This is a genomic window from Oleiharenicola sp. Vm1 (assembly GCF_047777955.1).
Lineage (GTDB): Bacteria > Verrucomicrobiota > Verrucomicrobiia > Opitutales > Opitutaceae > Didemnitutus.
Map to the genome: position 1 here is coordinate 1,055,647 of NZ_CP180537.1, position 18,890 is coordinate 1,074,536.

17 protein-coding genes are annotated in these 18,890 nt (G+C 70.7%); 6 read left to right on the plus strand and 11 right to left on the minus strand.

Features of this window, described 5'->3' with window-relative positions:
* Positions 1 to 110 precede the first annotated feature (110 nt).
* Positions 111 to 2,060 carry an OPT family oligopeptide transporter gene (locus ACMYLB_RS05650; RefSeq protein WP_415909975.1) on the plus strand — a complete coding sequence of 650 codons (1,950 nt, stop codon included), beginning with the start codon at positions 111 to 113 and terminating at the stop codon, positions 2,058 to 2,060.
* 82 nt (positions 2,061 to 2,142) lie between these two features.
* On the plus strand, positions 2,143 to 3,048 hold the full coding sequence (locus tag ACMYLB_RS05655; protein ID WP_415909976.1) for a hypothetical protein: 906 nt from the start codon (positions 2,143 to 2,145) through the stop codon (positions 3,046 to 3,048).
* Between the two features lie 46 nt (positions 3,049 to 3,094).
* On the opposite strand, the gene ACMYLB_RS05660 is transcribed toward ACMYLB_RS05655, so the two are convergent.
* The 3 genes from ACMYLB_RS05660 to ACMYLB_RS05670 form a co-directional block, all read right to left on the minus strand.
* Entirely contained in the window at positions 3,095 to 3,244 is a 150-nt protein-coding gene (locus ACMYLB_RS05660) for a hypothetical protein (protein ID WP_415909977.1), read from the minus strand.
* Positions 3,245 to 3,338: 94 nt separating this feature from the next.
* A complete protein-coding gene (locus ACMYLB_RS05665) occupies positions 3,339 to 3,917 on the minus strand; it encodes a sensor histidine kinase (protein WP_415909978.1) in 579 nt (192 codons plus the stop codon).
* A complete protein-coding gene (locus ACMYLB_RS05670; RefSeq protein WP_415909979.1) occupies positions 3,869 to 4,228 on the minus strand; it encodes a HAMP domain-containing protein in 360 nt (119 codons plus the stop codon). Before ACMYLB_RS05670 ends, ACMYLB_RS05665 begins: the two co-directional genes overlap by 49 nt.
* 80 nt (positions 4,229 to 4,308) lie before the next feature.
* Here ACMYLB_RS05670 and ACMYLB_RS05675 point away from each other — a divergent pair, with 80 nt between their 5' ends.
* Positions 4,309 to 4,806, plus strand: a complete 498-nt coding sequence (locus ACMYLB_RS05675; protein ID WP_415909980.1) for a hypothetical protein — start codon at positions 4,309 to 4,311, stop codon at positions 4,804 to 4,806.
* Positions 4,807 to 4,917: 111 nt separating this feature from the next.
* Entirely contained in the window at positions 4,918 to 6,651 is a 1,734-nt protein-coding gene (locus ACMYLB_RS05680; RefSeq protein ID WP_415909981.1) for a YHYH protein, read from the plus strand.
* A 24-nt stretch (positions 6,652 to 6,675) separates the two neighbouring features.
* Here the strand turns inward: ACMYLB_RS05680 and ACMYLB_RS05685 are convergent, their stop codons facing one another.
* Positions 6,676 to 7,374 (minus strand): response regulator transcription factor, encoded by a 699-nt coding sequence (locus ACMYLB_RS05685; protein ID WP_415909982.1) that lies wholly within the window; start codon positions 7,372 to 7,374, stop codon positions 6,676 to 6,678.
* A 146-nt stretch (positions 7,375 to 7,520) separates the two neighbouring features.
* Between ACMYLB_RS05685 and ACMYLB_RS05690 the strand changes: the two genes are divergently transcribed.
* Positions 7,521 to 9,281 carry an MbnP family protein gene (locus ACMYLB_RS05690; RefSeq protein WP_415909983.1) on the plus strand — a complete coding sequence of 587 codons (1,761 nt, stop codon included), beginning with the start codon at positions 7,521 to 7,523 and terminating at the stop codon, positions 9,279 to 9,281.
* A gap of 23 nt (positions 9,282 to 9,304) precedes the next feature.
* On the opposite strand, the gene ACMYLB_RS05695 is transcribed toward ACMYLB_RS05690, so the two are convergent.
* The 6 genes from ACMYLB_RS05695 to ACMYLB_RS05720 all read right to left on the minus strand — a co-directional run bounded on the left by ACMYLB_RS05695 (position 9,305) and on the right by ACMYLB_RS05720 (position 15,125).
* Positions 9,305 to 10,354, minus strand: a complete 1,050-nt coding sequence (locus ACMYLB_RS05695; protein ID WP_415909984.1) for a cupin domain-containing protein — start codon at positions 10,352 to 10,354, stop codon at positions 9,305 to 9,307.
* Positions 10,355 to 10,541: 187 nt separating this feature from the next.
* Entirely contained in the window at positions 10,542 to 11,999 is a 1,458-nt protein-coding gene (locus ACMYLB_RS05700) for an ammonia-forming cytochrome c nitrite reductase subunit c552 (protein WP_415909985.1), read from the minus strand.
* 44 nt (positions 12,000 to 12,043) lie between these two features.
* Positions 12,044 to 12,520 (minus strand): cytochrome c nitrite reductase small subunit, encoded by a 477-nt coding sequence (nrfH, locus tag ACMYLB_RS05705; RefSeq protein ID WP_415909986.1) that lies wholly within the window; start codon positions 12,518 to 12,520, stop codon positions 12,044 to 12,046.
* 82 nt (positions 12,521 to 12,602) lie between these two features.
* Complete coding sequence (locus ACMYLB_RS05710) at positions 12,603 to 14,264, minus strand: CHASE4 domain-containing protein (RefSeq protein WP_415909987.1); 1,662 nt, start codon at positions 14,262 to 14,264, stop codon at positions 12,603 to 12,605.
* 70 nt (positions 14,265 to 14,334) lie between these two features.
* Entirely contained in the window at positions 14,335 to 14,886 is a 552-nt protein-coding gene (locus ACMYLB_RS05715) for a fumarylacetoacetate hydrolase family protein (protein ID WP_415909988.1), read from the minus strand.
* Entirely contained in the window at positions 14,883 to 15,125 is a 243-nt protein-coding gene (locus ACMYLB_RS05720) for an Rv2993c-like domain-containing protein (protein WP_415909989.1), read from the minus strand. The genes ACMYLB_RS05715 and ACMYLB_RS05720 overlap by 4 nt, the downstream gene beginning before the upstream one ends.
* A gap of 105 nt (positions 15,126 to 15,230) precedes the next feature.
* On the opposite strand from ACMYLB_RS05720, the gene ACMYLB_RS05725 reads away from it, so the two are divergent.
* Positions 15,231 to 15,851: a GreA/GreB family elongation factor gene (locus ACMYLB_RS05725; protein ID WP_415909990.1), complete on the plus strand. Its 621-nt coding sequence runs from the start codon at positions 15,231 to 15,233 to the stop codon at positions 15,849 to 15,851.
* A gap of 72 nt (positions 15,852 to 15,923) precedes the next feature.
* Here ACMYLB_RS05725 and gcvP read toward each other — a convergent pair whose 3' ends face one another.
* Positions 15,924 to 18,803 (minus strand): aminomethyl-transferring glycine dehydrogenase, encoded by a 2,880-nt coding sequence (gene gcvP / locus ACMYLB_RS05730; protein WP_415909991.1) that lies wholly within the window; start codon positions 18,801 to 18,803, stop codon positions 15,924 to 15,926.
* Between the last annotated feature and the right edge of the window lie 87 nt (positions 18,804 to 18,890).

Consider the following 18,890-nt stretch of genomic DNA (forward strand, 5'->3'; position numbering starts at 1 on the left):
TGTTTGGCCGGCCGCGGGACGGATGGCGGCTGCATTTTGAGCGAATCGGGCGCGCGCGTTCGTCTCCGCAGGCTTGCCGCCGCGCGGCCCGCGCCACAGCGTCCTCGCCCATGCACAAAGACCACGGTTTGCGCGAGCTGACGGTTCGCAGCGTCATTCTGGGCGGCGTGATCACGCTGCTGTTCACGGCGGCCAACGTTTACCTCGGGCTCAAGGTCGGACTGACCTTCGCGACCTCGATCCCCGCGGCGGTCATCTCGATGGCGGTGCTGCGGCTGGTCGGGAAATCGAACATTCTCGAGAACAACATCGTCCAGACCATCGCCTCGGCCGCGGGCACGCTGGCGGCGATCATCTTCGTCCTGCCCGGCCTGATCATGGTCGGCTGGTGGCAGGGCTTCCCCTACTGGACCACCGTCGCGGTCTGCGCGATCGGCGGCATCCTCGGCGTCATGTTCTCCGTGCCGCTGCGCCGCGCGCTCGTGACGGGCTCGGACCTGCCGTATCCGGAAGGCGTCGCGGCGGCCGAGGTGCTCAAGGTCGGCTTCGGCTCGGCCGAGGGCGAGCGCGAGAACAAGAAGGGCCTGCGCATGATCGTCGTCGGCTCAGTCGTCTCGGCCGGCTACGCCCTGCTGGCGGCGATGCGCTTGGCGGCGGCGGAGGTCGCGGTGGCGTTCCGCGTCGGCTCGGGCGCGACGGCGGTCTCGACCAGTCTTTCGATGGCGCTGATCGGCGTCGGCCACCTCGTCGGCCTCTCCGTCGGCGCGGCGATGTTCGTCGGCATGCTCATCGCCTGGGCCGGGCTCGTGCCGTTCCTGACCGCGTCGCACGGCGTCGCGCTGGACGTGGACGCCGTGGTGAACACGACCTTCCGCAACGAGGTGCGTTTCATCGGCGCCGGCACCATCGGCGTGGCGGCGCTGTGGAGCCTGTTCCGCATCCTCGGGCCGATCGTGAAGGGCATCCGCGCCGCGATGGCGGCGTCGAAGGCCCGCCAGGCCGGCGAGGAGCTGCCGCTGGTCGAGCGCGACCTGCCGATCGGCATCGTGGGCGGCAGCATCGTGGCGCTGCTGCTCCCGATCGCGGGGCTGCTGTGGTATTTCGCCTCCGGCACGGCCATCGCGCCGGGCATCGCGCCCGTGATCGGCGGCACGCTGGTCTACGTGATCGTCATCGGCGTGATCATCGCCTCGGTGTGCGGCTACATGGCCGGCCTGATCGGCGCTTCCAACAGCCCGGTGTCGGGCGTGGGCATCCTCGCCGTGCTCGGCGCCTCGGTGCTGCTGGTGCTGACCTACGGCCACTCGCACGACGCGGCGCAGACGCAGGCGCTGGTGGCCTACGCGCTGTTCACGACCGCGATCGTGTTCTCCATCGCCACGATCTCGAACGACAACCTCCAGGACCTGAAGACCGGCCAGCTCGTCGGCGCCACGCCCTGGCGGCAGCAGCTGGCGCTGGTCTACGGCGTGATCTTCGGCTCGCTCGTCATCCCGCCGGTCCTCGACCTCCTCAACAAGGCCTTCGGCTTCGCCGGCGCGCCCGGGGCGGGCGCCAACGCCCTCGCTGCGCCGCAGGCCGCGCTCATCTCCGCCCTGGCCAAGGGCGTGCTCGGCGGCGACATCAACTGGAGCCTGATCGGCTGGGGCGCGCTCCTCGGCGTCGGCACCATCGGACTCGACGAGTGGCTGCGCAAGAGCGGCAAGATGCGCCTGCCGCCGCTCTGCGTCGGCATGGGCATCTACCTGCCGATGGCGCTCACGCTGCTCATCCCCGTCGGCGCCGTCATCGGCCATTACTGGGACAAATGGGCCGACCGCCAGGGCAACGCCGAGTTCGTCAAGCGCATGGGCGTGCTCGCGGCGACCGGCTTGATCGTGGGCGAGAGCCTGTTCGGCGTGGCCTTCGCCGGCATCGTGGCCGCGGCCGGCACCGACACGCCGCTCGCCGTTGTGGGCGACAGCTTCACCACGCCGGGCATCGTGATCGGCGCGCTGGCGTTCGCCGGCGCGGTCGTGTTCCTCTACCGCAACTGCCGCCGCTCCTGCCGCGCCGACTGAGCGCGGCGGCGGGCCGTTTGGCCCGGGTATTCCAAACTGCGGGATAGCCGCCGGGAGGACGGCGGCCTAAATCGAGCGCGCTATGATGATCACGCGCCGAATTCTGGGGTTCACGGTAGGAATTTTGAATGCCGCCGCCGTTTCCGCGCAGACGATCCAGTTCGTCAGCGTCACCCGCCAGGCCAACTACGTGCAGACAGGCGCCACCGTGAGCGACCGCGCTGCCGATGGAACGACCCCGTTCCAGTTTCGCGCTGCAGTGGAGGGTTCGGACAGCTCGCCGCTGACCTCAACAAACCCGTGGACCGCGGTCACGGTGACGCTCCCGAGCAGCGCCACGCAGGCGCTGACTTTCGATACGAGCAATCAGGGCTGGTATTTCAAGGATTCGACGCCGACGAGCATGAGCAATCTCAACGCCACATACGACGTCGGCAGCTACACATTCACGCCTACCGGGACGCCCAGCACACAGGCTACGGTCACGGTGGCCAGCTTCGCCTCCTCGCTGTTGAATATTCCGCAGCTCACGCTTTCCGGCGGATCGTGGATCAATGGCGCTTACGTGGTAAGCGACACTGCAACCCTCACGGTCACCTTCAACGCCGTCTTCTCGGGCACGCCCGGCGCAAGCGATTCTTTCCACTTCGACTCGAGCCTCGATGGACAGAGCAACCACATCAACGGCACGAATGATTTCGTTAACTGGGACGCGACGACGAACGCGACAGCGAACTATGCATCGACTCCGCCGGACTTCGTTATCGGTGCAGGCCAGCTCGCGGCCGGCAGCTATACGATCTCGGCCAGCTACAACGACGTGCAAAACCCGACTTCCGTCTACGGCTCGGCTTTCGCCGCGTCGTTGTTGGAATACCGCACCCAGGTCAACCTCACCGTCGTGCCCGAACCGTCGGCCACCGCGACAGCCTTCGGGGTCTTCGTCCTGCTCTTCGCCACACGGCGCCGCTCTCTACGCGCGGCCTAATCGACCGGACGGTGCCTCCTCCGTCCGCGCCCCCGCACGGCTTTTCTCACCGCGCGAAGGTGTCCGGGCGCACGACGGCGGCCGCGACCTCGGGCGGAAAGCCGAGCACGAGCAGCCAGTTGAAGGCGTTGATTTGCGCCACGGCAGTGACGGTCGGGCCGGACGCGGACGGGACGGAAGCGGGAGGCGTATTCATGGCGGGGAACATGCCGCCATGAAACCCGCCGCGCGTTATCGCCGTGTGTGCGGACGCGGCCTTTTTTGTTAAGCCGGCGTAAGGCCGGCCGCGCTCACTCCGCCGCGGCGAGCCGCAGCTCCGCACGGAAGCCGTGCGGCTCGCGGTTCGCGAAACGCACCTCGCCGCCGCAGGCCGCCACGCTCGAGCGCACGATGGTGAGGCCGAGGCCCACGCCGCCGGTCTCGCGGGCGCGGGCGCTCTCCGGCCGGAAAAACGGTTCGCCCAGGCGCGCCAGCGCCGCGGCCGGCACGCCGGGGCCGTCGTCGTCGATCTGCACGACGATCGCCGCGCCGTCGCGTCGCGCGCCCAGTCGCGCGGCGCCGCCGCCGTAGCGCAGCGCGTTGCGCACCAGGTTGCCGATGGCGCGGCGCAGCAGCGCGGCGTCGCCGAGCGCGACGAGATCGCCGGGCACCGCGACCGCGACGCGTTCGCCGGCGTCCTCGCGCGCCAGCGCTTCCGCGACCAGCGGCGCGAGGGGCAGGGGCTGGCGGGCCGCGGCCGGCGGCTGCAGCCCGGCGCGGGTGAACGCCAGCAGCTCGCCCACCAGCTCGGCCATCTGCTGCACCTCCTCGCGCACGTCGGTCACCGCCGGCTGGAGCGGAGCCGGCGCCCGCTGCTCGAGCAGTTCCACCGCCACCTGCAGCCGGCCCAGGGCGAGCCGAGCTCGTGCGCGACGTCGCCGAGGAAGCGTTTCTGCGTCTCGGCGTGCGACGCGAGGCGCTGCGCCATGCCGTTGATCGCGCCGCCGAGCCGGCCGATCTCGTCGGCGCCGTGCACGGCCGCGCGCGTCTCGAACCGGCCCTCGGCCAGCCGGTCCGTCGCCGCGGTGAGGAGATCGAGCCGGCGGGTGAGCGAGCGCACGAAAGGCAGCCAGAACAGCACCGAGACGGCCAGCGCGAGCGCGGCGACCCCAGCCCACCACTGCAGGCCCAGCAGCAGCACGAAGCGCCAGGTCGAGCGGGTGTGGATCAGCAGCGTGGTGCGCGGCGGCGGCTCGCCGGCTTCGAGCAGCTCGGGCGAGGGTGCAGCCGCAGCCCGAACCAGAAGTCGCCGCCGGCGGTGCGGAACAGGAAGCGGCCGCTGCCCTGGCCCCGGATTTCCGGCGGCGGTGCGTCGCGCGCGGCGTCGATGTCGGGCGGCGGGAGGCCGGGCCGGCGGTTCTCCGGACCGGTGTGCCGCAGCTCGCGGCGCACCGGCTCGGGGAGGGCAGCGACGGACCGGCCAGCACGAGCCCGTCGTTGCGGATCCAGATCAGGTCGGCGCCGTTTTCGTCGGCGTGCCGCGCCAGCACCGCCTCGGCCTCCTCCGGCGGCGCGGACCACAGGCCGTCGGAGATCGCGTCCGCCCGCGCGGCGACGCGGTCGCCGAGCGGCCCGAGCGCGATGCGCTCCCAGCCGCGCTCGCCGCGGGCGAAGAACCACGCCGCGCCGAGCGCCGCCACCAGCGCGAAGTTCAGCGCGAGCAGCAGCCAGACCTTGATCCAGAGCGGAAGGGAAATCCTCAAGCGCCGGCGACGCTAGCGGGCGGACGCGAAAAATCCCGCCCATTTACCCGGGCTTAACAAAAAGCCGCGCGCGGCCACATCCGCGCTTAACCGCGCGGCGGTTCACTGCGGGCCCTCCACCACGCCCATGCCTCTCTCCCGCTGGTTTCGCCCCGCCGTTTTCCCCCTGCTCGCCCTCACGCTCGCCGCGCAGTCGAGCGATCCGCGCCTCACCACCTGGCTCACCGACGCCTCCGGCAGCTACGCCCGCGTCTACCAGACCAACGCCGACAAGTCCGCCGGCGCGACCGCGACCACCTGGCCGCGCTCCGGCCTCCTCAACCGCGGCGGCGGCGTCTCCACCGCCACCTACACCGACATCCAGCGCGTCGCCTACTCCGCCGGCTATGTCTACATCCAGACCACCGGCCTGGCCAGCTACACGATGGGGCCGTGGTATGACGTCGACGGCGCCACGCTCTTCGGCATGTGGCCCAGCAACCGCGCCGCCATCCATCAGATTCCGCGCAATCCCACCATCCCCGCGACCAAGTCGCTCACGCGCGGCGTCGGCGGCGTCCTCGTGAACGGCGTCTATCTCTGGAACAACGGCGACGCCCAGTCCTACAGCACGAGCACCGGCACCGTCTCCTTCAACGGCCAGGGCATCTGGAACCGCCTCGCCGGCCCGACCGAGGGTCCGACCTTCGACGCCGCCAACGCCCACCAGCCGCAGAACGGCCAATACCACAATCACATCAACCCGAAGGCGCTTCGCTACCAGCTCGGCGACGCCGTCACCTTCAACGCCGCCACGCAGACCTACAGCGAGGCCACGCCGACGAAGCATTCGCCCATCATCGGCTGGGCCAACGACGGCCTGCCCATCTACGGCCCCTACGGCTATGCCTCGGCGCTGGACGCGGGCAGCGGCGTCCGCCGCATGACTTCCGGCTTCACCAAGCGCGACGGCACGAACGGCACCGACAACCTCGCCGCCACCGGGCGCGTGAAGCTCCCCGCGTGGGCCGCCAGCGTCCAGGGCCGCAGCCAGACCCTCGCCGCCACGCAATACGGCCCGAGCACGACCACGTCCGCCATCGGCACCTTCGCCGAGGATTACGAATACCTCGGCGACCTCGGCAAGACGCAGGGCGTCGACTTCGACCTCAACCGCCAGAACGTCCGCTTCTGCGTCACGCCCGAGTTCCCCGGCGGCACCTACGCCTACTTCGTCTGCCTCGACGCCGCCGGCAACTCCGTCTTCCCCGACGTCATCAACCAGGAATTCTTCGGCACGCCCGCCAGCAACCAAGGCACCGTGACGGCCATCACCGAGAGCGTCACCGAATACAGCCGGGGCGGCCCCGCCGCCGCGATCACGCTCACCGGCACCGCCTCCGGCAACGGCGTGAAGCTCGCGTGGAACTCCGCCGACGGCGCCACCTACCAGGTCGAGTCGTCCGCCGACAACGTCACGTTCACCCTGCTCGCCTCCGGCGTCACCAGCGGCGGCATCACCACGACCTACACCGCCGCCGCGACCGCCGCCTACTTTCGCGTCACGCTCACCGCCATCGCCACCTACGACACGAACGGCACCACCGGCACGCCCGTCGGCACCACCGCCACGCTGCATTACACGACCTCCGGCAGCAGCACGACCGGTTCGACCAACGGTTCCGGCAGCACGACCACGACCACCACCACCACCACCACCACCACCACGACTCCGACCACGACCACGACGACCGGCAGCGGCACCAGCGCGTCAACCGGCAGCACGGGCGGCGGCGGTGGTGGCGCCCCGAGCGAGGGGTTCGCCGCGATCGCCGCGGCGCTGTTGGTCCTGCGGGCGCGCCGCGGCTTCAGCCGCCGCTGAGCGCCGCGCGCTCTCCGGGCGGATTCACTCCGCCCGCGGATCGACCAGCATGTAGCCCGCCGAGCGCACGGTGCGGATCCAGCGCGGCTGCTTGGCGTCGTCGCCGAGCTTCCGCCGCAGCGCGGAGATGTGCACGTCGATCGAGCGGTCGAAGACGTCGTAGTTGCGGTCGCGGCACTCGTCGAGCAGCGCCTCGCGCGTCTTCACGCGGCCCCGCGCTTTCGCGAGGCTCGCGAGCAGGTCGAATTCCACCGGGGTGAGCGGCAGCGCCGTGGCCCCGAGCGCGGCGCTGCGGGCGTCGAGGTTCACGCGCAGGTCGCCGACGATGATCTCCTGGATCGGCGGGTTCGCCTCCGCCGCCACCGCGGCGGTCGCCGCCCGGCGCAGCACCGCGCGCAGCCGCGCGAGCAGTTCGCGGGTGGAAAAGGTTTTCGGCAGGTAGTCGTCCGCGCCGACCTCGAGTCCCACGATGCGGTCCGTCTCGTCGCCGCGCGCGGTGAGCATCAGCACCGGCACGGCGCTCTTCTGCCGGATGCCGCGGAGCACCTCGAAGCCGTCCAGTCCGGGCAGCATCACATCGAGGATGACGGCGTGCCAGTGCTCCGCCGGGTCGATCGCGCGCTCGAGGCCGAGGCGCCCGTCGTGCACGGCGACGACGTCGAACGCCAGCGGCTCGAGGTAGCTGGCGACGAGACGGCAGAGCTTCCGGTCGTCGTCGATCATCAGCAGCCGCGTGCGGCCCGGGGCGGGGAGTCCATGACTCGGAGCATGGTGCGGCGCGGGCGCCGCGCCGCAACCTTTACCCGGCCTTAACAATTCTCCCGCGCCGCGCGCACACGCACTTAACCGGCGCGCGCGACCCTGGCGGCATGATCCGGTCCGCCTGCCTCTTCCTGCTCGCCGCGCTGCCGCTCGCGGCCGCGGAGCTGCAGCTGCGGATCGAGCCGCGGTGGAACAACGACGCGCTCGCGGTGCCGTCGGCCGAGGTCGCCACGGCCGCCGGCCAGCACGTGCGGGTCACCCGTCTCGCGGCGCTGCTGTCGGATTTCCAGCTGCTCAAGCCCGACGGCTCGCTGGTGCGGCTGGAGAACCAGTTCGGCTTCATCGACGCCGGCAGCGGCCGACTCACGGTCGCGCTGGCCAACGTGCCCGCGGGCGACTACCGCGGCCTGCAGGTGCGCGTCGGCGTGCCGGACGCGGTGAACCACGCCGATCCGGGACTTTGGCCGCCCGGCCATGCTCTGAATCCACAAACCAACGGGCTACACTGGAGCTGGTCGGGCGGTTACGTTTTCCTCGCGCTCGAAGGGTATTGGCGCGGGTCCGGCGGGGGCGACGCCGCCGGTTTCTCCTATCACCTCGCCAAGGAGCCGCAGCGGATGACGGTGCGCTTCCTCGCACCGTTCCAGGTGGAGTCGGCGACGCGGGTCGATCTCGCGTTCAACGTCGCCGCGCTCTTCGCCAACCGCCGCCTCGCGGGAGACGACGGCAGCGACACGACGCACTCGGCCGACCACGACGCGCTCGCCGGCGCGCTCGCGCGCAGCGCGGAACGCGCGTTCTTCTGGCTCGGGGCCGCCGCGACCGGGCGCAGCGTCGCGGCGTCGCACCGGCCGGTCGCCGCGGCGGGCGCCGGCACGCCCTACGCGTTCACCGTGCCGGCCGGCTTCCCGCAGCCGGCGCTGCCGGCGGACAATCCCCTGACGGAGGAGGGCGTGGAGCTGGGCCGGCGGCTGTTCTTCGACCGCCGCCTCTCGGGCAACGGCGGCCAGTCCTGCGCGAGCTGCCACGACCCGCGCGCGGCCTTCAGCGACCGCGTGGCGCTCAGTCGCGGCACGGACGGCGAGCGCGGCCGGCGCAACGCCATGCCGCTCTTCAACCTCGCCTGGCATCCGGCCTACGCCTGGGACGGCACGAAGCGCACGATCCGCGAACAGGCCCTCGCGGCGATGACCAATCCGGTCGAGATGCACGCCCGCGTGGCGGACGTCGTGGCCGAGCTCGGCGCCGACCCGCGCGTGCGGGCGGATTTCGCGGCGGCGTTCGGGACCGACGGCATCACCGCCGAGCGGCTGGGCAGGGCGCTCGAGCAATTCCTCCTCGTGCAGGTCTCGCACCGCTCGAAGTTCGACGCCGCGCTCGCGGGCACCGTGTCGCTGAGCGAGGAGGAGAAGCGCGGCTTCGCGCTCTTCATGACCGAGTCCGATCCGGCCCGCGGCCGGCGCGGCGCCGACTGCTTCCACTGCCACGGCGGCGCGCTCTTCAGCGACTTCGCGGCGCGGAGCAACGGCCTCGACCTCGTCGCGGCGGATGCCGGCGCGCAGAACGCGACGGGCCGCGCCGACGACCGAGGCCGGTTCAAGACCCCGTCGCTGCGCAACGTCGCGCTGACCGCGCCCTACATGCACGACGGGCGCTTCCGGACGCTCGAGGAGGTCGTGGCCCACTACGATCACGGCGTGCAGCGCGCGGAGAACCTCGATCCGAACCTCGCCAAGCACCCGAAGGCCGGCCTGGGCTTGAGCGCGGACGAGCAGCGGGCGCTGGTGGCGTTCCTGAAGACGCTGACGGACCACGAATTTTCCCGCTCCGCGCTGCCGCCGGAGGAGGCGTTCGCCGGGTTGGAGTGAGCGGTGCGGAAGGCCGCGCGCGCCTACTCCTCGCCGTCGAGCCAGTCGGCCTCGGTCGCGCGGAAGATTTTCCGCGGCTTCGGAAAACCGAACTTGTGCGAGTCGGCGTAGCACCAGAACTCGTTGGGCGGATCGTCGGCGACGACGAGGTAGTGCAGGTCGGTGTCGCCCGGGTTGCGGAAGCCGTGGCCGACCTGCGGTGCGGCCATGACGCAGTCGCCGGGCTCGACCGGGAACGTCGCGTCGCCGAGGCGGAACTCGCCGCGGCCGGCGAGGAAGACGTAGAATTCCCATTGCAGCGCGTGCCAATGGAACGGAAACAGCGCGGCGCCCGCCGGCACCCGGCCGAATTCCAGGTCGAACGGGTGACCGCCTGCGCTGAGCGGCTGGCGGTGCTGCGCGCCGAACGCGAGCGACACGCCGCGGAACGAGCCGCGGAATTTGCCCTTCGGGGACGACCACTCCTCCCACGCGATGTCCTCGAGATTCCGGCAGCGCGCGGCGAAGGGCGTCGCCGGCGGCGGCAGAGTGGGCGCCGCAGAGTCCGTATTACGGACTTTGGCGGGTGGCGCGCTGGTGGCGGGTGTGGCGGGTGCATCGTCCTCGCCGTCGAAGTAGTCGACCGGCGTCATGCGGAAGAAGACGCTCGGCGTGCGCAGGCCCCATTTCTGCGAGTCGGGATACCAAAAGCCGTCGAGCGGCGGGTTGTCGGCGATGATGAAGACCTCGAGCTCCTCCGCGCCGGTGTTGAGCAGTTGGTGCGCCTCGCCCGGCGGGTGGAGGAAGCAGTCGCCGGGGCGGACCGTGCGGCGTTCGTCGCCGACGCGCACGGTGCCGGTGCCGCGGCGGACGACGAAGAGTTCCCACTGCACGAGGTGCGCGTGGTGCGGGCAGACGGCGGCGCCGGGCGGCATGCGCCGCACCTGGAAGTCGAAGGGATGGCCGCCGCCCCACACGCCGACGTTACGCTGGCCGCCGAGGGCGAGGGAGACGTTCCGGGCGAAGGAGTGGAATTTCCCGGTGGGCGAGCGCTGCTCGAGCTCGGGGACGTCGCGCAGGTTGACCTTGTGCATAGGGTGCGGGCGAGGATGCGCGGCCCGCGGCGCGCGGCGAGCCGCAAACACGCGGGCCCGGCGCAGCGGCGGCGCAGGCGCGGCGGAACAGTTGGGCCACGCGGGTGCGGCGTCGCCGGGTGGAAAGAAAAGAGCGGAGTGCGGGGGCCGCGTCTCCGCTCGGAGGTGGGGGCGAGGCGCGGGCGCGTTACTTCAGCGCGGCGCTGGCCGGGGCGGCGGTGCGGGTCTTGGACAGCTCGAGTTCGCCCTGGCGGGCGTAATCGATCGCCTCGGCGAGGATGCGCGCGGCCTCCTGCGGGGCGTGGAAGCCCATCGAGTTCTCCGCGGAGACGAAGTCGAGTCGCCACTGGGCCTGGCGCTGGAGCGCGCGCGCGGACTTGAGCTGGGCGTCGGTCGCGCCGGCGGCCTTGGCGGTGGCGAGGGCGTCGATCAGGCCGACGACGGCCTTCTCGCCGCGGGTGAGGAGGGCGGCGTTGCGGTCCTGCACGGCGAGGGCGCGGGCCTTGATCTCCTGCTCGGGGTAGCGGTGGCAGGTCTGGCAGGCCTGGGCGACGTTGAGCAGCGGCGAGCGGACGTGGTGGTTGGAAACCTTGATCGCGCCCTCGCGGACGTAGGGCATGTGGCAGTCGGCGCAGGCGACGCCGCTGCGGGCGTGGATGCCCTGGCTCCACATCTCGAACTCGGGGTGCTGGGCCTTGAGCACGGGCGCGCCGGTCTCCTTGTGCACCCAATCCTTGTGGCCGACCTCGTCGTAGTAGGCCTCGATCTGCTCGACCTTGAGGCCCTTGTCCCACGGGTAGGTGACGAGCTTGCCCTCGCCCTTGAAGTAATACTCGACGTGGCACTGGGCGCAGACCATCGAGCGCATCTCCTGGCGCGTGGCGTCCTTGTTCGGCTCGTATTGGCCTTTGCGGCCTTCCTTGCGCCAGCGCTCGATCGAGGGCAGGTGCGGCGTCGGGTAGTCGGAGCGCGCGAGGGCGCGGATGCCGTTGAGGAAGCCCGGGCGGTTCACGCGCAGGGCCATCGTCTCGGCGTCGTGGCAGTCGATACAGGAGACGGGATGCTCGACGAGCTTGGTGGCCTCGGCGTAGGGCATCTTGCAGACGACCGCGAAGCCCTTCTGGATCTGCTCCTCCCAATGCTCCTTGCCCGCGGGAGCGCCGGCCTTGAGGCCCTGGTCGATGTAGGCGTTGAGCATGGAGGCGTGGCACTGGAGGCAGGCGCCGGGCTGCTTGAACTGCTTCACGCGCTCGGTCTCGCGCTGGTCGACGAGCATGTAGGCGTGGCCGCGTTCCTCGCGGTAGTCGGTGGCGAAGGCGTAGCCGGCGAAGATGCGGCGCCAGGCCGGGTCGGCGTCGAGATGCTGGAACGCCTCGCTGCCGCCGTAGGTCGTGCGCTCGGTGTCGACGGTGCGGCGGTAGCTGTCGTATTGGCGCGGGTAGTTTTTGCCCCAGACGGCGGGGTCGATGGTCCGGTCGCTGACCTCGACGACGCGGAAGACGTCCTTCGTGGCCTCGGCCTTCCGGGCGACGATGTTCTGGTAGAGCATCAGCACGCCGAAGGTGGCGACGGCGAACAGGGCAAGGAAGCCGAGATAACCGGCGGCGCCGAGGCCGCGTTGGCTGGTGAAGGGCTGGTTTTTCATGGCGGGCAAAGGGTCGGGGTGTTGGGGCGGAAGGTGGAGGCGCGTCAGCGGACCGGACCGTGGCCGACGTCGCGGTGGCAGTGGAGGCAATCGAGCATCTTCTGCGGGTCGCCGGGGTGGGTGTTGATGCCGTCGACGATCTGCTGGTGGCAGGCGACGCAGTTCTCCTGGAGGACGGCGACGTTCTTGCGCCGGATCATGATCGGCTCGTGAAAATCCTGGAGCGTGAAGCCCTTCGAGTGCCAGTAGCCGTTTTCGGCCTTGGTGAGGTATTTTCGGATGAAGTCGTGCGGCGTGTGGCAGTCGTTGCAGGTGGCGACGGCGTGGTGCGGGGACTTGAGCCAGCCGTCGTATTGCTCGCGCATGATGTGGCAGTTCACGCACGCCTTCGGGTCGTTGGAAAAATACGAGAGCCCGTGCGCGTAGGTGAACGTGTAGGTGCCGAGGCCGGCGAACATCCCGATCGCGCCCGCGAGGGCCAGGGCCAGGAAACCGTGACTGCGTTTCAGCGGCGGAATCATCGTCGCCCGCCATCTAGGCAGGCCGCGCGCGGGGCGTCAAAGCCCGCCCGCGTGAAGCTTGATCCAGGTCAAGGCGGGTGCGTCAGGCGAGCGGGCTGACGGGCCCGCCGTGCACCAGGCTCGTATAGGGCAGCTCGGCGTGCACGCGCCAGCCGTCGCGCTGCCAGGCACCGAAGTGCATCGTGCCGCCGAGCTCGGTCACGCGGCGCTGGATGTTGGCGAGGCCGTTGCCGTTGCCGGCGCCCTGCGCGTCGGCGCGCACGCCGTTGTTGGTCCACTCGAGCTGGAGAAAGTCCCGCGCGAGCGAGAAGCGCAGCGCGGCCTGCGAGGGACGCGCGTGGCGCAGGGCGTTGCTGGCGAGCTCGCGGCAGATGAAGTAGAGCTGGGTCTGCGCGTCGCGCGACAGCCCGTCGAGCGCGCCCTCGGGGATCACGAGCTCAAACTGGCAGCGGGCGAATTGCCGCATGTGACGCTCGAGGCGGCCGAGCGCCGTCTCGAGGTCGTGCGCGCGCAGCTCCTCCGGCTCGAGGTCGAGGATGAGGTTGCGCAGGTCGGACGAGGCCTGCTGCAGCATGGCGTTGATCGCGGCGATCTGCTCCGGCCGCGGGGCGATCTGCTGCTCGGCGGCGGTCTGCACGGCGGCGAGCTGCAGGCCGGCGGCGTAGATCGACTGGATGGGGCCGTCGTGGATGTTGCCGGCGAGCCGGATGCGGAGCGCCTCGTTGGCCTCGGCGTCGCGCTGGGCGGAGTCGGTCTGGGTGCGCTCGAGCTGGCGGCGCATCTCCTCCTCCAGCATGCGGCCCCAGCGCAGCTGGCCGGCCACGAGGCGCGCGATCGCGCCGAATTCCGTGCGGGAGTTGAGCAGGCTGGCGAGGTGCGTCGGCACGCGGCTCTCGAGGCTGCGCGTGATCTGGCCCAGCGGGCGCAGGACGAGGAAGGCGACGACGCCCACGACGAGGGCGACGGCCAGCAGGGCCCCGAGGCTGACGTAGATCACGCGGCGGATGAAGGCCTGGCGGGCGGACTCGATCAGGTCGAAGTTGAAGCGCGCGTCGAGCTGCACCAGCGGCCGGCCGTCGAGGCCCTCCAGCGTCCGGCGGAAGTCGTGGATCAGGCCCGCGCGCGGGAGCACGGCGTCGGCCGGGTGCAGCGTGATGCGCGCGCCGACGATGGTGCCGAGCTGGGCCAGCCAGGGTTCGTCCCAGCGGCGGCCGAGCAGCAGGTAGCCGCGCACGGGCGTCTGGTGCCGCCAGAACTTCGCGTCCTGGATCGCGGCGCCGAAGATCTCCCAGAGCGCGCCGTCGACGAGGGTGAAGTAGCGGAAGGTGTAGCGGTCGCCGATGGCCTGCCGCAGCGCCGCGACGCTGGGAAACGGCACGCCGGGCCGGCGGTAGTCCTTGTCGATGGTGTGGAGCAGGGCGAAATTCGGATCGAGCACCCAGACGGCGTCGCCGCCGTTGGGGATGCCGACGATGTTGTCGACGTTGTTGGCGGCCCACTGCTCGTCGGGCTTGTCCATGAACTTCACCATGTCGTCCCACCACGCGTAGCTGGACACGAGCGACTCGAGGCCGGCGCCCTGGATGGTGCGCGCGGTGCCGATGCGCGCCGCGCGCTCCGTGGACAGGTCGCGCAGCAGGCCGTTGATCTCGTCGCGGCCCTGATCGAGCACGATCCAGTAGAGCACGGCGACGCCGGCACAGACCAGCAGCGTGAGCAACGCGAGGCGGCTGAGAAGATTCATCGGGGTGACCGCGCGGAGGCTAGGCGGGCTCCGCGCCGGGTCAATGCGGCTTGCGGGGCGGAGCGGGCCGCTACGCCACCGGGTTGCTCAGCGTGCCGATGCCCTCGATCTCGACGGCGATGGTGTCGCCGCGCTGCAGCCAGACCGGCGGCTGGCGGGCGAAGCCGACGCCCTCCGGCGTGCCGGTGAGGATGAGCGTGCCGGCGGGCAGCGTCTTGTCGGCGCTGAGGAACTCGATCAGCGCGGGCACGTCGAAGATCATGTCGGCGGTCGTCGAGTCCTGCATGACGACGCCGTTGAGCACCGAGCGGATGCGCAGCGCGTTGGGGTTCGGCAGCTCGTCGGGCGTGACGAGCACGGGACCGAGCGGGCAGAAGGTGTCGAAGCTCTTGGCGTGGTTCCACTGGCCGCCGCCCCAGTCGCGCTGCCAGTCGCGCGCGCTGACGTCGTTGGCGCAGGTGTAGCCCAGCACGTAGTCGAGGGCGTCGGCGCGCGCGACGTTGCGCGCGGGCTTATTCAGCACGAGGGCCAGCTCCGCCTCGTAGTCGACGCGCGTGCTCGCCTGGAGGGTCGGGAGGCGGATCGGGTCGCCCGGGTTCTGGACCGCGCCCGGCAGCTTCATGAACCACATCGGGCGCTCCGGCGGCGGGCGTTTTCCTCGGCGGCGTGCTTGGCGTAGTTCAGGCCGATGCAGACGATCGCCGTCGGCGCGACCGGGGCGAGCGGCCGGCCGGGCGTCACGACGCGGTCGCTCACGCGCCACGCGCCGAAAAGATCGCCCTCGATCGCGCGGGCGGAGCCGTCGGGCTGGAGCGCGGCGTAGGCGGGGCCGGCGGGCGTGAGGTGGCGGAGGAGTTTCACCGGCGTCTTGTCGCACGGCCGGGCGGCGCGGGGCAAAGAAAAGGCCCGCGCGCCGCGCCGCGCGCGGCTTGCCATCGGGGCCGCGGCGCGCTCACTCGGCGAGGCATGGCCCCTCCGCGCCGCAAGCACATCTTCCGCCTCGCCCCGCCGCCGCCGATGACGATCTACGTGCGCCGCGGCTTCCTGCGCGCGCTGACGGAGGAGTTCGAGGCGCTGAAGGTGAAGCGCGCCGCGCTGGTCGAGGACAAGGTCGAGGCGCACAGCCAGGGCGACCTGCGCGAGAACTTCGGCTTCAAGGCCGCGAAGGACGCCATCCGCGCCGTCGACCGCAAGATGGACGACCTCGACCGATTTTATCGCCGCAACACCTTCATCGAGGTCGATCCCGCCGCGTGGCTGACGAAGCCCACGGACTTCGTCCAGCTTGGCCACGTCATCAAGGTCGAGAAGCAGGACGTCGGCGCGAAGCGGAAGGACAGCTTCAAGTTCCTCGTCGCGACCTACGGCGAGACCGCGACCGATTCGGACACCGGCATCGAATGCCTGCCGCACAATTCCCCGCTCGCCGCCGCGCTGCTCGGCCTGAAAGTGGGCGTGCCCACGCCGGTGCCGCTCCCTGCCGGCCCGTCGACGCTCACGGTCCTCTCGATCCGCAACCCGACCCAGGCCGAGCTCGACCGTCTCCTCGCGCCGATTCAGGCACCGGAGATGGAGGGCGAGGAGTAGGACGGGGAGGTGCGGGAAAAGCAAAAGCCCCGCGAAGTCGCGGGGCTGAGCGTCGAGGCGTTGGCGACGGCTTCAGGCCTGCGCGGGTTGTTGCGCGTAGGCTTCCATCCCGACGCAGCTGCACACGAGGTTGCGGTCGCCGTAGACGTTGTCGATGCGGCCGACGCTCGGCCAGAACTTCGAGGCGCGCGTCCACTTGTCGGGGAACGCGGCGACTTCGCGCGCGTAGGGATGCGGCCACTCCGTGGCGGTCACGACGGCGGCGGTGTGCGGGGCGTGCTTGAGCGGGTTGTTGAGCTTGTCGCTCTCGCCGCTGGCGACGGCCGCCATCTCGCCGTGGATCGACACGAGCACGTCGCAGAAGCGGTCGAGCTCGGTCTTCGTCTCGCTCTCGGTCGGCTCGATCATGAGCGTGCCGGGAACGGGGAAGGACATCGTCGGCGCGTGATAGCCGTAATCCATCAGGCGCTTCGCCACGTCCTCGACCTCGAGGCCGTGCTTCTTCCACGGGCGGAACTCGAGGATGCACTCGTGCGCGACGAGGCCGGAGGCGCCCTTGTAGAGCACGGGGAAGTGGTGTTCGAGGCGCTTGGCCACGTAGTTGGCGTTGAGGATGGCGAACTTCGTCGCGCGCGTCAGGCCGTCGGCGCCCATCATGCGGATATACATCCACGAGATGACGAGGATGCTGGCGCTGCCGTAGGGCGCGGCGCTGACGGCGCCGATGGCGGCGGGTTGCGCGATGGCCGGCGCGCTGACGGCGTGGCCGGGGAGGAAGGGCACGAGGTGCTTCGCGACGCCGATGGGGCCCATGCCGGGGCCGCCGCCGCCGTGCGGGATGCAGAAGGTCTTGTGGAGGTTGAGGTGGCAGACGTCCGCGCCGATGAAGCCGGGGGAGGTGAGGCCGACCTGCGCGTTCATGTTCGCGCCGTCCATGTAAACCTGGCCGCCGGCGGCGTGGACGATCTTGCAGATGTCGCGGATGGCGGTCTCGAACACGCCGTGCGTGGACGGGTAGGTGACCATCAGCGCGGAGAGATTGGCGGCGTGCTGGTCGACCTTGGCCTTCAGGTCGGCGACGTCGATGTTGCCCGAGGCGTCGCAGGCGACGGAGACGACGGTCATGCCGCACATGGCGGCGCTGGCGGGGTTGGTGCCATGCGCGCTGGTCGGGATGAGGCAGATGTGGCGGTGACCCTCGCCGCGCGACTCGTGGTAGGCGCGGATGACGAGGAGGCCGGCGTATTCGCCCTGCGAGCCGGCGTTGGGCTGGAGCGAGACCTGGGCGAAGCCGGTGATCTCACTGAGCCATTTCTCGAGCTGGGCGAACATCTTCGCGTAGCCCCTTGTCTGGTCGGCGGGCGCGAACGGATGCAGGCGGCCGAACTCGGGCCACGTGACCGGGAACATCTCCGCCGTGGCGTTGAGCTTCATCGTGCACGAGCCGAGCGAGATCATCGAGTGGACGAGCGAGAGGTCCTTTTGCTCGAGGCGCTTGATGTAGCGCAGCATCTCGTGCTCGGTGTGGTAGCTGTTGAACACCCGGGCGGTGAGGAAGGCCGTGGTGCGGGCGAAGGCGGGGGGCAGGCCGACCGGCTCGGTGTCGAGGCTGACGGTGGCGCCGAAGAGGCCGGCGAGCGTCTCCACGTCCTCGAGGGTGGTGGTCTCGTCGAGCGCGATGCCGACGGTGGTGTCGTTGACGCGGCGAAGGTTGATCTTCCGCGCCTCGGCGGCGGCGTGGATGGCGGCGGCGTCGACGCCGGAGACGGTCAGCGTGTCGAAGACCGGGTCGCTGTTGATGATCGCGTGCGTGGTCTTGAGGGCGTGGGCGAGCAGCTGGGCGAGCGAGCGGGTGCGCTGGGCGATCTTCTTCAGGCCCTCGGGGCCGTGGTAGACGGCATACATCGACGCCATGACGGCGAGGAGGACCTGTGCGGTGCAGATGTTGGACGTGGCCTTGTCGCGGCGGATGTGCTGCTCGCGCGTGCCGAGGGCGAGGCGCAGGCCGGGGTTGCCCTGGGCGTCCTTGGAGACGCCGACGAGGCGGCCGGGCATCTGGCGCTTGTAGGCGTCCTTGGTGGCGAGGAAGCCCGCGTGCGGTCCGCCGAAACCCATCGGGACGCCGAAGCGCTGGGCGGAGCCGACGGCGACGTCGGCGCCGAATTCGCCGGGCGCCTTGAGGAGCGTGAGCGCGAGCAGGTCGGTGGCGACGACGCAGAGCGCGCCGGCGGCGTGGGCCCGGTCGAAGAAGGCGGTGAAGTCGACGATGCTGCCGGTGGTGTCCGGATACTGGACGAGGACGCCGAAGACGTTGCCGGCGGCGAAGTCGAAGGTGGCGTGGTTGCCGACGACGACGGAGACGTTGAGGGGCTTGGCGCGGGTGCGGACGATGTCGATCGTCTGCGGGTGGCACTTCTCCGAGACGAAGAAGGTCGAGGCGGTGGCGGCTTCGCCGAGCTTCACGCGGTGCGCGAGCATCATGGCCTCGGCGGCGGCGGTGCCCTCGTCGAGCATGGAGGCGTTGGCGATCTCGAGGCCGGTGAGGTCGGTGACGAGGGTCTGGAAGTTCAGCAGCGCCTCGAGGCGCCCCTGGGAAATCTCGGCCTGGTAGGGCGTGTAGGCGGTATACCAGCCGGGGTTCTCGAGGATGTTGCGCTGGATGACGCCCGGCGTGGCGGTGTCGTAGTAGCCGAGGCCGATGAAGGAGCGGTGGACCTTGTTCTTGGCCGCGAGGGCGCGGAGCTCGGCCAGGGCCTCGCGCTCGCCGAGGGCGGCGGGGAGGCGCAGCGGGCGCTTCAGGCGGATCTTGGCCGGCACGGCGGCGTCGACCAGGGCGTCGACCGACTCGAAACCGACGGTCCGGAGCATCTCGGCGACATCGGCGGCGGGGGAGCCGGTGTGGCGGCGTTCAAAGGTGTCGAGCGGGGCGAGGGAGTCGCGGGACAAAGCCATGCGCGAACCTAGGACCCGGTGGGAGCGGCCCGCAACTGAGATTTGGGCCGGGACGGGGTTACCGCGGCAGGTTATTTCATGCGCTGG